Annotated in this window: 11 protein-coding genes; all 11 read left to right on the top strand. The window is 42.6% G+C overall.

Translation table 11 applies throughout. From position 1 onward, the window contains the following. Positions 1–104: 104 nt before the first annotated feature. The 11 genes from MuYL_RS15520 (at position 105) to MuYL_RS15470 (ending at position 13,400) form a co-directional block, all read left to right on the top strand. Positions 105–1,157 (top strand): sugar phosphate isomerase/epimerase family protein, encoded by a 1,053-nt coding sequence (locus MuYL_RS15520; RefSeq protein ID WP_094571440.1) that lies wholly within the window; start codon positions 105–107, stop codon positions 1,155–1,157. Between the two features lie 58 nt (positions 1,158–1,215). Next, a complete protein-coding gene (locus MuYL_RS15515; RefSeq protein ID WP_094571439.1) occupies positions 1,216–2,523 on the top strand; it encodes an MFS transporter in 1,308 nt (435 codons plus the stop codon). A gap of 64 nt (positions 2,524–2,587) precedes the next feature. Beyond that, a complete protein-coding gene (locus tag MuYL_RS15510) occupies positions 2,588–3,028 on the top strand; it encodes a c-type cytochrome (protein ID WP_094571438.1) in 441 nt (146 codons plus the stop codon). 37 nt (positions 3,029–3,065) lie between these two features. Next, positions 3,066–4,316 carry a nucleoside permease gene (locus tag MuYL_RS15505; RefSeq protein ID WP_094571437.1) on the top strand — a complete coding sequence of 417 codons (1,251 nt, stop codon included), beginning with the start codon at positions 3,066–3,068 and terminating at the stop codon, positions 4,314–4,316. A 14-nt stretch (positions 4,317–4,330) separates the two neighbouring features. Then, complete coding sequence (locus MuYL_RS15500; protein ID WP_094571436.1) at positions 4,331–5,221, top strand: hydroxypyruvate isomerase family protein; 891 nt, start codon at positions 4,331–4,333, stop codon at positions 5,219–5,221. A gap of 53 nt (positions 5,222–5,274) precedes the next feature. Continuing rightward, positions 5,275–6,150 carry a sugar phosphate isomerase/epimerase family protein gene (locus MuYL_RS15495; protein WP_094571435.1) on the top strand — a complete coding sequence of 292 codons (876 nt, stop codon included), beginning with the start codon at positions 5,275–5,277 and terminating at the stop codon, positions 6,148–6,150. A 55-nt stretch (positions 6,151–6,205) separates the two neighbouring features. Beyond that, complete coding sequence (locus MuYL_RS15490) at positions 6,206–6,970, top strand: 3-keto-disaccharide hydrolase (RefSeq protein WP_094571434.1); 765 nt, start codon at positions 6,206–6,208, stop codon at positions 6,968–6,970. Between the two features lie 92 nt (positions 6,971–7,062). Beyond that, positions 7,063–9,525, top strand: a complete 2,463-nt coding sequence (locus MuYL_RS15485; protein ID WP_094572969.1) for a glutaminase family protein — start codon at positions 7,063–7,065, stop codon at positions 9,523–9,525. Between the two features lie 211 nt (positions 9,526–9,736). Then, positions 9,737–10,534 carry an NIPSNAP family protein gene (locus MuYL_RS15480; RefSeq protein ID WP_094571433.1) on the top strand — a complete coding sequence of 266 codons (798 nt, stop codon included), beginning with the start codon at positions 9,737–9,739 and terminating at the stop codon, positions 10,532–10,534. Further along, a complete protein-coding gene (locus MuYL_RS15475) occupies positions 10,534–11,979 on the top strand; it encodes a phytoene desaturase family protein (protein WP_094571432.1) in 1,446 nt (481 codons plus the stop codon). Before MuYL_RS15480 ends, MuYL_RS15475 begins: the two co-directional genes overlap by 1 nt. Positions 11,980–12,116: 137 nt before the next feature. Next, positions 12,117–13,400, top strand: coding sequence for an efflux RND transporter periplasmic adaptor subunit (locus tag MuYL_RS15470; RefSeq protein WP_245845577.1), 1,284 nt, complete (start codon positions 12,117–12,119; stop codon positions 13,398–13,400). Positions 13,401–13,488 lie beyond the last annotated feature (88 nt).

The raw sequence follows: 13,488 nt of genomic DNA, 5'->3' as shown, positions 1-13,488 counted from the left end.
CAAGGACCCTGTTTCATTTACTTAATTAAACGATTATCAATACTGATCCGTCATCCACCAATGATATAATGATCAATGACGATTCTACCAACGACTAACAAAAAATGACTACAATTAAAGGACCGGCAATATTTTTAGCACAATTTATAGGTGATACGGCACCGTTTAATAGCCTGGAGGGGATTTGTAAATGGGCCGCAGGGCTTGGATATAAAGGGATCCAGATGCCAACACTTGATCCGCGTTTTATTGACCTTCAAAAAGCAGCAGAAAGCAAAGCTTACGCTGAAGAACTGAAGGGCGAGATAAAATCATACGGATTAGAGATCACAGAACTTTCAACACACTTACAGGGACAGCTGGTAGCTGTAAATCCTGTTTATGATGATCTTTTTGATGGTTTTGCGCCTGAAAACCTGAGAAAGAACCCAAAAGCAAGGCAGGAGTGGGCCGTTCAGCAACTGAAATATGCTGCTAAAGCTTCACAAAACCTTGGATTGGATGCTTCAGTAACTTTTAGCGGCGCATTACTTTGGCCCATGGTTTACCCATGGCCGCAAAGGCCTGCAGGTATAGTTGAAACGGCTTTTACCGAACTGGCTAAACGATGGGAGCCCATTTTAAATGTTTATGAAGATTGCGGCATTGATTTATGTTATGAAATTCACCCCGGTGAAGACCTGCATGACGGGATCACCTACGAAATGTTTTTAGATAAGGTGAACAATCACGCACGTGCTTGCCTGCTTTATGATCCGTCGCATTTTGTATTGCAGTGCCTGAACTACCTGGAGTATATTGATAATTATCACGAACGGATAAAAATGTTCCATGTTAAGGATGCTGAATTTAATCCTACCGGCAAGCAGGGCGTTTACGGTGGTTACCAGAACTGGATAGACCGCGCAGGGCGTTTCCGCTCATTGGGCGACGGCCAGGTTGATTTTAAAGGTATTTTTAGCAAGCTTGCCCAATATGATTACAAAGGCTGGGCTGTACTTGAATGGGAATGTGCCCTTAAGCATCCGGAGGATGGTGCGCGTGAAGGGGCCGAGTTTATTAAGAACCACATTATCCGTGTTACTGATAAAGCTTTTGATGATTTTGCCGCGTCAGGATCTGATGAAGCATTTAACAGGAAAACACTTGGTATTTAATTGATATATTCATAGCGGTAAACCAATTACTAAACTATTATAACCTCAAATTATTAAAATGCAATCTATTAACCGTGCTCAACTGTTCAGGGCTAGTTGCCTGTCGCTTTTAGTTACCTCGTTATCATTCGGTATTCGTGCCGGTATTTTGAATGACCAGGGTGTAAGATTTCACCTCAACGCATCAGAACTCGGAACAATCGCGGCCACTGCTTTCTGGGGATTTCCATTAGCTATTATTGTAGGAGGCTTTATTGTTGATATTATCGGTATGAAAAAGTTGCTGGTATCTGCATTTGTGTTTCACCTTGTGGGTATTTTGCTTACAATTTTCGCAAACGGTTACTGGACTTTATTTTTATCCACCCTTTTGATAGGTATTGCCAATGGCACGGTTGAAGCTTCCTGTAATCCACTGGTAGCATCACTTTTTACGGATAACAAAACCACTAAGCTTAATCATTTTCACCTCTGGTTTCCTGCCGGGATAGTTATAGGCACATTGTTGGTTTTTGGTTTGGATTCAACACTTGCACATGGGGTATCACCAAAACCTTACTGGATCTCCCAGGTTGAGATAGCTGCAATGCTTATTCCTACTTTAATTTATGGCTTTCTGTTCTCTAAATTGGAATTCCCGGTAACGGAGCGTGTAGCTGCAGGGGTGAGTACAAAAGATATGTATAAAGCATTAATTAATCCGTTGTTCCTGTTTATGATAATTTGCATGTTTGGCACCGCAATAACTGAATTATTTACTAACCAGTGGACGGACGTACTTTTTAAAACGGTTACTGATAATGCGATCCTCATATTAACGTTTGTGGCCTCCGTGCAGGTTTTAGGCAGGGCCTTTGCCAGTCCGATTGTTCATAAACTGGCACCACAGGGAGTTTTATTAATTTCAGCTATCCTTTCGGCTTTGGGTATTTACCTGATGATTCATTTACATGGAGATGCCATTTACTTTGCAGCCGTTGTTTTTGGACTAGGAGTCGCTTTTTTCTGGCCATGTATGATCGGGTTTGTAGCGGAAAACCTGCCGCGTACCGGAGCCGTTGGGCTTAATTTGATGGGCGGCGCAGGCATGTTCGGTGTTTCCATATATATGATTTTCATGGGGGGCTACTATGACCGGATCATGGCGCAAAAACTCCCTTCGGGCGCTAGCCTTGATGCCTACCGTTCCGCAGCAGGGGGGACCGATATGGCTAAGGCCTTTGACGCAGCCAGGTCTGCTGCGGGGCCCGAAGTATTGAACACTACGCTTATTATACCGGTAGTGCTGATTTTTGCATTTGCAGGGCTTGTAATTTACATGCGGTCAAAAAATAAAACAGAACCATTAAAAACGGCGGTTGTTTAGAAACAATAAAATATTATTATTGTAATTTATTAATCACCATAAATTAAACACTAGTACACTAACAATGAAAAAAGTTTTTGCAATACTATTTATTTGCGCAGTTATTACTGCTTGCGGAGGAAAGACAAAATCGGGAGACGGGACAGACAGTTCTGCTACAACAACTGCAGATCAATCAGCTAAAGCCCAGCAACCCAATGCGGATACAAGCGCTAACAATACCGGCGCAAGTAAAAACGCGGGTGACGCAGCACCGGCACTTAAGTTAATTGCAGCGGCTGATTGCGCTACCTGCCATAAAGAAGATGTTAAAATAGTTGGCCCTGCTTTTAAAGATATTGCAGCTAAATATCCGCCAACTGATAACAACATCAACATGCTGGCCGACAAAGTAATTAAAGGTGGCAAAGGTAACTGGGGCGATATCCCTATGACACCGCACCCTAGTCTTGCGCTTAACGACGCCAAAACCATCGTTAAATACATTTTATCCCTAAAAAAATAAGTTCCTAAAAAATTAAATTGCTAAGCAAAAACAAACCATGACCACTACGATCAGAATCAAGTTATCTACAATGATGTTCCTGGAATTTTTTATCTGGGGGGCATGGTTTGTTACTATGGGCACTTACCTAACAAAAACGTTAAGTGCAACGGGCACACAAAACGCCGGTGCTTATGCTACGCAGGCCTTAGGCGCTATAATCGCACCGTTCATCATCGGGCTTATTGCTGACAAATATTTTTCGGCGCAGAAAATACTGGGCGTTTTGCACCTGATGGGTGCAGCTTTGCTATGGTACGAAACAACTGTGCCATCATTCGATGGTTTTTACCCGGGCATATTGGCTTACATGGTAATTTATATGCCAACACTTGCATTGGTTAACTCTGTTTCATTTAAGCAAATGCAAAACCCAAGCAAGGAGTTTCCGTGGATCAGGGTTTTTGGTACATTGGGTTGGATCGTTGCCGGTGTAATTATAGGTTGGCTGGGCTGGGAGCAAAGCGGAACGCTTGTTTTAACCTTTAAAATGGCGGCTATCGCCTCTGTAGCGTTAGGCTTACTAAGTTTTACTTTGCCTGACACCCCTCCGGTAAAAAAAGGTCAAAAAACTTCTCTTGGCGATATCATCGGGTTGGACTCTATTGGCTTGCTGAAAAATAAATCTTATTTGGTATTTTTCCTTGCATCTGTGGCTATTTGTATCCCATTAGCCTTTTACTATAATTTTACTAACCCGTTTTTAAACGAGGTAGGTGTTAAACGCGCTGCCGGGATCCAAACGCTGGGCCAGGTTTCTGAATTTGCCTTCATGGTTGCCATGCCTTTCTTTTTTGTAAGGCTGGGCGTTAAAAAAATGCTCGCAATGGGTATGCTGGCCTGGGCTTTACGCTATGTGTTTTTTGCCTATGGCAATGCCGAACATAACTATTGGATGCTGATTGCGGGTATAGTTATTCATGGTGTATGTTATGATTTCTTTTTCGTTACAGGTCAAATTTATACAGATAACCTTGCTGGCGATCGTTTTAAAAGTGCCGCCCAGGGATTTATCACACTCGCAACTTACGGCGTAGGGATGTTGATCGGTTTCTATCTCTCGGGCCCTATAGTTGATCATTGGCAAACCTCTGCTACTACACATAATTGGCAAACTATCTGGCTGATTCCTGGAAGTATAGCGGCAGCTGTTTTATTACTGTTCCTTATATTTTTCAGGGATAACAACCAGCTACAAACCAAACCGGGACTGGATATTGAGGAACCTTCTGCACAAACGGAAATTTAAACTGAACCAATTATATGGCATTTACACAAAACAGGAGATCGGCGATCAAAAATATCGTCGCCGGAACCGCAGCTATCACAGCCACCGGTATGCTAACATCATTTAAAAAAGAAGAGATGCAGGAACAACTGTCTGACAAGCTTAAGGGCAATATCAATCATTCTGTTTCGCCGTGGTGCTATAATGAGCTTACGCTTGATCAGCTTTGTGTAGTTTCCAAAGAAATAGGGATTACAGGAGTTGACCTTTGCGGCCCTAAAGACTGGCCAACGCTTCAAAAGCATGGGATGCATTCACCCATGTGTAATGGTGCCGAAATTAACCTGACCGATGGTTTTGGTGATACCGAGTTTCACGAAAGATTAATAAAGCAATACACCGAGATGATTCCGCTGGTGGCCAAAAATGGGTACACCAATTTAATTTGTTTTAGCGGAAGCCGAAGGGGAAAAGATAATGAAACAGGCTGGAAAAACTGTGAAACAGGGTTAAAGCAGCTCCTTCCGTTAGCCGAAAAACATAAAGTGGTTTTGTGTATGGAATTGTTGAACAGCAAAATTGACCATAAAGACTACCAGTGTAATACCTCGGCATGGGGCGCTGAACTGGCAAAAAGGCTTGGTTCAGAAAACTTTAAATTGTTGTACGATATTTATCACATGCAGATTGATGAGGGGGATATTATCAGGAACATTACAGATCATCACCAATACATCGCCCACTTTCATACCGGGGGGATTCCCGGAAGACATGAAATTGATGATACACAGGAACTTTACTACCCTGCGGTAATGAAGGCAATTGTTGCTACCGGCTTTAAGGGTTACGTAGGGCAGGAGTTTGTTCCCAAGGCGAAAGATAAAATAGCTTCGTTAAAAAAGGCTATACAAATTTGCGACGTTTAACAGGCGATTAAACTATCCGGATTTAAAACACTCTACACTAAATAAACAACCAAATGACAACCAGGAGAAAATTTTTAACACAGGCCGGGCTGCTATCTGCCGGCTTGATGATAGCGCCGCGGTTATTATCAGCAAAAGGAACAAAGGTTGCAGGCTTGCAACTGTACAGCCTGCGCGACCAGCTGCCAAAAGATGTGAAAGGTGTAATAGCCAAAGTAGCCGCCGCAGGGTATAAAGAAGTTGAAACGTTTGGCTATTCAAAGCAAGGCGGCTTTTGGGGCCTGGATGCAAAATCATTCAGCAGCTTGCTGAAAGACCACGGCCTTACCACCCCAAGCGGGCATTTTGGGATGGACGAGTACTTTGTTCATGGCAAAACTACCGAACTTGAAAGTTATATTGAAGCGGCAAACGCTACCGGCATGACCTACGTTGTTGTACCTTCAATTAACGGCGAAGTTTTAAAGAGCGCTGAACAGTTTAAAGAGGTTGCCGCCAAATTAAACAAAGCCGCTGAGCTGTGTAAAAAATCAGGCTTGCAACTGGGTTACCATAACCACAATTTTGAGTGGAAACCAATTGATGGTACTACTTTTTACGACACCATTTTGAAGGAAACTGATCCGAAGCTGGTGCACATGGAAATGGATATATTTTGGGTGGTTCGTGCCGGGCAGGATCCGGTTAAACTATTCAGGGAGCATCCGGGCCGTTTTGCATTGTGCCATATAAAGGACAGGGATAAAAAACAAACTGACTTAAATACCGAAATAGGTAAAGGCAGTATTGATTTTAAGGGCATTTTGAGCCACGCTAAACTTGCCGGTTTAAAACATTTTATTGTTGAACAGGAAAATTATATAAACATTGATCCTTTTGTAAGCATTGCTGAAAGCGCCGCTTATGTAAAGAATGTATTGCATGTTTAAATAGTTAACAGGCTGTAAGCCTTATCGGTTCAATTTAATCCATTAAAACAAAAAAATGAAATACTCAATTTTATTCACTGCAGCATTAACGGGTAGCTTTTTTATGGCGCACGCCCAACAGGCTAAGCCTGAAGATACCGAAATATGGGAGCCAATTCCGAAGGTGGTAACACCTGGCAGCGCCTTCAGGGATGCGCCTTCTGATGCTATAAAATTGTTCGACGGTAAAAACCTGGATCAATGGGTACAGGTTGACGACCAGTCGCCGGCTAAATGGGATGTTAAAAATGACATCCTGACTGTAAACAAACATTACGGAAACATCGAAACCAAACAAAAATTTACCAATTACCAGTTACACATTGAGTGGAAAGTCCCTGCAAGTATTACAGGCTCGGGACAGGCCCGGGGTAACAGCGGGATTTTCCTGGCTTCAATAGGAAAAGGCGACGACGGTTACGAATTGCAGGTTTTGGATTCATACAACAACAAAACCTATGTTAACGGTATGGCAGGCAGTATTTACAAGCAAGCTATTCCTTTGGCTAACCCCGGAAGAATGCCCGGACAATGGCAGACTTATGATGTGATTTGGACGGCACCAACTTTTAACGAAGACGGTACTGTAAAAACAACCGCACACGTTACTGTATTCTTTAACGGCGTGTTGGTTGAAAACAACTTCGAATTAAAAGGCCCAACTAAATATATTGGCAAACCCGAATATATTAAACATGGCCCTTCTCCAATAAAACTACAAGCCCACGGCGACAAAAGCGAACCTCTTAGCTATCGCAATATTTGGGTTAGAGAGTTATAATATTTAATTCACAGTTGGCGGCTCATACTTTATATTTGTGGACCGCCGGCTGTGAATTTTTTATTTTCCCGGTAAAACATTATCTGCACATCATGAAAAAAAAACTTACAACAGCTTTATTGCTGCTGGCTTCCGCCTGTAATTTAGTTAACGGCCAGGTGAAAAAAGCGCCGGCGTATCCGCTGATTACGCACAATACTTATTTCAGCATTTGGTCTATGACGGATAGCTTAAATGCGCACCCTACGAGGCACTGGACCGGCAAAGACCAATCGTTAATAGGAATGATTAAAGTGGATAACACCACCTATCGTTTTTTAGGGAAAGATATGCCGGCCTTTACTACGGTTTTGCCAGCATCAGATGAGATGACTTATAAGTGCCAATACACAGAGACCGAACCTGCGAAGGATTGGCAGGAAGTGAAATTTGATGATGCCAAATGGAAAACAGGAACAGCTCCTTTTTCTGACGATAAGAAACAAGCGAAGACGTTGTGGGCGGGTAAAGATATTTGGGTGAGGAGAACATTCACGCTAAATGATTTGAATATAGACAGGTTATTTTTAAAACTGTACCATGACGACAATATTGAAGTTTACCTGAACGGTGAAAAGATCTTCAACACCGTGGGGTGGACCAGTGATTTTAAGATGATCCCGCTTAAAGACAAGTTTAAAGAGAAACTGCTAAAAGGTAAGAATGTATTGGCTATTCATTGCGCCAACACCGCCGGTGGCGCCTGGCTTGATGTGGGGCTTGCTAATGAACCAAAAGCGAAGTCAACAGGAGTATTGCTTGCTAAACAAAAAGATGTTACGGTAAATGCTACGCAAACCATCTATGATTTTGAATGTGTTGGTGTGGATTTGAAAGTAACATTTACCTCGCCGTTGCTGATGAATGATTTGAATATTTTCGCGAGGCCGGTTTCATACGTTAGCTATAAAGTAAAGTCAAATGACGGGAAAAATCACAAGGTAAAAGTATATTTCGGTGCATCAACCGGTATAGCCGTGAACACACCGGCGCAGGAGGTAACTACGCAGAAATACCTTACCCAATCGTTATCAATCCTTAAAGCAGGTACTGTTGCACAGCCGGTTTTGCAGAAAAAAGGTGATGACTTGCGGATTGATTGGGGGTACATGTACGTAGCTGCTCCGGCTGCAGAAAATGCGGTACAGTATGTAACGCCGCAAAGCGATGCTGTAAATTCGTTCACCGGGCAGGTTATAAATACAAGCAGCAAAGTCACCAAAGGGCGCGGGCTGGTATTAAATACAGTGCTTGATTTTGGTAATATTGGCGGCACAGCAAAAGATAAATTTGTTGAGCTGGGATATGATGACCTGTACTCTGTTCAATACTTTAAGCAAAATTTAAAACCATGGTGGAAAACTGCAGGCGCAACCATAGAGAAGGAATTAACCACGGCTGCTACTGACTACGCTGCTGTAATGCAAAAATGCGACGCCTTTAATAGAAGCATGTACAATGCAGCACTTAAAGCCGGCGGAAAAAACTATGCAGACTTATGTGTATTGGGTTATCGCCAAAGCATTGCGGCTCACCAATTGTTAAAAAGCCCGCAGGGAACCACGCTGTTCTTATCAAAAGAAAACTTCAGTAACGGCTCAATTAACACCGTTGATGTTACTTATCCATCGGCCCCGCTGTATCTTATTTATAACCCGGTATTATTGGAAGGGATGTTGAACGGGATTTTCTTTTATTGCGACAGCAAAGCCTGGGGTCGTGATTTTGCGGCGCATGACCTGGGTACGTACCCGCTGGCGAACGGGCAAACCTATGGCGAAAATATGCCTGTTGAAGAATCAGGTAATATGATAATCCTTACCGCGGCTATTGTAAAAGCAGAAGGAAACGCCTCCTATGCAAAAAAACACTGGAAAACACTGAGTACCTGGGCTAACTACTTGAGCGAAAATGGCTTTGATCCGGGGAACCAGCTGTGTACCGATGATTTTGCGGGCCATCTTGCACGGAATGCTAATTTATCAGTTAAAGCAATTGTAGCCTTAGGTGCTTATGCAGACATGGCTGATAAACTAGGCCAAAAGGCGGTAGCACAAAAATATAAAGCTATTGCTGTGGATATGGCTAACAGGTGGCAAAAACTTGCCGATGCCGGCGACCATTATTCGCTGGTATTTGAAAAGAAAGATACCTGGAGCCAAAAGTATAACCTGATATGGGACAAAGTATTGGGCTTACACTTATTCCCCGCGCAGGTATATAAAAAGGAGATCAATTACTACTTAACCAAACAAAACGAGTTTGGTTTGCCATTGGATAGCCGCAAGACCTACACTAAATCTGACTGGATTATTTGGACGGCTTCCTTAGCTGATAATCCTAAAGATTTTAAAGCGTTGGTTGACCCCGTTTATAAATTTGCAACTGAAACCACATCCCGTGTGCCGCTTAGTGATTGGCATGAAACTAAAGATGGTAAGATGGTGGGTTTCCAGGCCCGCAGTGTAGTTGGCGGTTATTTTATGAAGTTATTGGAAACCCAATGGGTTAAATAATTAGCCTGTTTTAACATTTTACAAAAAGGGATGACGAATTGATGATTTGTTATCCCTTTTTGTTTGATGCTGATAATTACCAGGGCAGTAGAAATAAAAGGCTACTAAGGAAATAATTAGTTACCGGCAGTTATAAAGTTGCCCCGGCTTTAAATAAATTTACGCCATATCCGATTATAAAATTCTTAAATTCACCCAAATTAAACTAAATATGAGTTCATCTTACGTTGCCCGGTATTATTATCTATTGATTTTTTTAACTGCGCTCCTTTGCGTTGGCACAAGCGGATCAGCCAGGGCGGCTGATGGTTATTACTACCAGTTGAAGATCTATCATTTAAAAACCCAGGCACAGGAAGACCGTTTGGACAATTACCTGCAAAATGCTTATTTGCCAGCCCTGCACCGCGTAGGGGTAAAAAGTATCGGTGTGTTTAAACTGGTTGAGGCGGATACTTCAGGCAAAAAGGTTTATGTGTTAATACCCTATAAAACGTTTGAGCAGATAAAAAAAGTCGATCAGCAATTATCTGCAGATCAGCAGTACCTTGCCGATGGCAAAGATTATATTGATGCCGCGCATAACGAAGCCCCTTTTAACCGCCTTGAAACTGTTCTTTTGAGCGCTTTCCCCAAAATGCCGGCACCTGCCGTTCCTGAACTTACGGCAAACAAAACCGACAGGGTTTATGAACTGCGCAGCTATGAAAGTGCGACAGAAAAATATAATGTGAACAAGGTAAAGATGTTTAACGATGGTAACGAAGTTGCGCTTTTTAAGCGGCTTGGATTTAATGCCGTTTTTTACGCTGAAGTATTAGCAGGAAGCCATATGCCAAACCTGATGTACATGACTACCTTTAACAACAAGGCCGACAGGGATAAACATTGGGATGCCTTTTCAAATGACCCTGAATGGAAGGTGCTTGTAGCGAAAAAGGAATTTCAAAATAATGTTTCAAAGGCTGATATCTTCTTTTTGCACCCAACGGCTTATTCTGATTTTTAATGCAACTGAAAAAGCGCGATTACGATGCTGTTGTAGTTGGATCTGGGCCTAATGGTTTGGCGGCTGCTATTTTAATGCAGCAAAACGGATTGTCGGTTTTATTGCTCGAAGGTAAACCAACGATAGGCGGCGGCTTGCGCACTGCAGAACTTACCCTACCCGGTTACCTGCACGATATTTGTTCAGCAGTTCACCCGCTTGCTGCAGCGTCGCCGTTTTTTGAAACGTTGCCATTGGCTGCGCATGGGCTCGAATATATTTATCCTGAGATAGCTGCGGCCCATCCATTAGATAATGGCACTGCTGCCATCCTGACTGGTTCTATTGAAGAGACTGGCCGGTTATTAGGGGCAGATGCTGATACGTACCTTAAATTGATGCAGCCGGTGGTGAAAGACTGGCCTGTCATAGCTGCCGATGTTTTGGGGCCCTTGCACTTTCCCATGCACCCGATAGCCATGGCGAGATTTGGCTTGCCTGCCTTAACATCGGCGAGTCACCTGGTAAAGCGTTTTAAAACACCTGAAGCGAGAGGTTTATTTGCAGGTATGGCGGCACATGCCATTCAGCCACTAAGTAATTTGGCTACCTCTGCGATTGCATTGGTTTTAATGGCCAACGGACATTTAAAGGGATGGCCTATTCCCAAAGGCGGGTCAAATCAAATAGCCAATGCTTTAGCCTCTTACTTTGTATCAATAGGCGGTAAAATAGAGACCAATACCTATATAACTTCATTAAACCAATTGCCATCTGCGCATGCCTTTTTGTTTGATGTTACGCCAAGGCAGTTGCTTAAAATTGCCGGCCACAAATTCTCGCCGTTATACAAATGGCAAATGGAGCGATACCGGTATGGGATGGGCGTTTTTAAGGTTGATTGGGCGCTGGATGCACCTATCCCGTTTAAAGCGGCTGAATGCGGTAAAGCCGGAACCATCCACATTGGAAATACATTTGAAGAAATAGAAGAAGGTGAGCAGCAGATTTGGGATGGAAAACATCCGGAAAAACCATATGTTTTGCTGGCTCAGCCCAGTATATTGGACTCATCCCGCGCTCCTCAGGGCAAACATACTGCATGGGCATATTGCCATGTGCCTAATGGGTCTGAAAAAGATATGACCGCGACAATAGAAAACCAGGTTGAGCGGTTTGCTCCCGGTTTTAAGGATACAATATTAGGCCGCCACACGATGAATACCGTTCAAATGGAAGAATATAATCCCAATTATATTGGCGGCGATATCAACGGCGGAGTAATAGATCTCGGCCAATTATTCACACGGCCTGTGCTGCGATGGTCGCCTTACAAAACATCTGCAAAAGGGATCTATATCTGTTCATCCTCAACCCCGCCCGGGGGAGGTGTACATGGTATGTGTGGTTATCATGCTGCAAAACGGGCTTTAAAGGATGTTTTCAACCGGCGATTGGTAAGCTAAACCTTCTTTTAATATTGGTCCAATTTCTATTTTTTTTTCGCTTTTTTAGTTCGGTTTTAAACTTTTTGTCCGATATCGATCACTTTTTAATTTTCATTTTGATATAAATACCTGAAAATCAGGTTTTATACTTTGGTATGGCTATTGCAAGTAACTATGCTATACAAGGTACTATAATGGATAAGGAAATTACACAGGAAGTTACATCGCAACGAAAAAGAAAAACGGTTGGTATTGTTTTAATAAGCTTAACGGTGCTTATTGCTTTAATATGGATAGTCAGAACAACATTAAAATCATCCATAAAAAAATCAGAAATAACAACCGCGGTTGTTGAAACCGGCAATATTGAAAATACGCTGAATGCCACCGGCGAGGTGTTGCCGGAGTTTGAAGAGATCCTGACCAGCCCAATAAATGCATCTATAAAAAATGTGATTATGGATGCGGGTAAAAAAGTAAATGCAGGTCAATCAATACTTACACTTGATAAATCAGCTACGCAAACCGATTTCGAGAAACTTAAATTTCAGCTGGAATCAAAACAAAATGAAATAAAAAAATTGAAGCTCGATCTGAACAAGAGCTTTTACGATATCCAGTCGAACAATGACATCAAAAAGCTGCGTATTGATAATCTTGCCGATGCAGTAGAAAATGCCAAACGTTTATTTAAAGCCGGCGGTGGTACCCGCGAAGGTATTGAGCAGGCGGAACTGAATTTAAAGGTTGCGCAACTTGAAAAGAAACAGCTTGAAAACGAAGTGAAAAACAAGCAGCAAACCATGCAGATAGAGATAAAGGAGGCCGAAATAGCAGCCGATATTTTAAGCAGCGATCTCGTGGCGCAGCAACGTAAATTAAACCTTGCAAATATTGTGGCTACCCGGGCTGGTGTGGTAACCTTCGTTAACCGTAATATAGGTGCGAACGTGCACGAAGGAGAATCATTAGCCCGGATTGCCGATCTGGGCAGCTTTAAAGTGCAGGGTAGCATCTCTGATAACTCGCTCGATCAGCTGCATACCGGCTTACCGGTTATTGTGTTGATAAACGAAGTTCAGTTACGCGGTCATGTGGTAAATGTATCCCCATCTATCCAAAACAGCATCATTTCGTTCGATATCCAGTTGGATGAGCGCAACAACAAACAGCTTCGGCCAAATATGAAAGTAGATGTTTACCTGGTGACAGCGACCCATAATCATATTATGCGCGTTGCAAATGGCCCGGCTTTTAAGGGCCCCGACTTGCAGGATATTTATGTAGTAAACAACGGCAAAGCTGAAAGGCGCACTGTTCATATAGGCCTTACCAATTTTGATTTTGTGGAGATTAAGGACGGCGTTAAACCGGGCGATGTAGTGATCAATTCGGATATGAGCGGGTATAAAAATTCAAAGGAGATAAGTATTAATTGAGGGTAGAGATTAGAGGTTAGTTAATCAGAGATTGGTTAAGCGCAAAAAAATATACAATCCTCGAATCTTAAAAATCTTAGTTCAGAAA

This window comes from Mucilaginibacter xinganensis (genome assembly GCF_002257585.1).
GTDB lineage: Bacteria > Bacteroidota > Bacteroidia > Sphingobacteriales > Sphingobacteriaceae > Mucilaginibacter > Mucilaginibacter xinganensis.
This window is presented reverse-complemented; position numbering and strand designations above follow the sequence as displayed.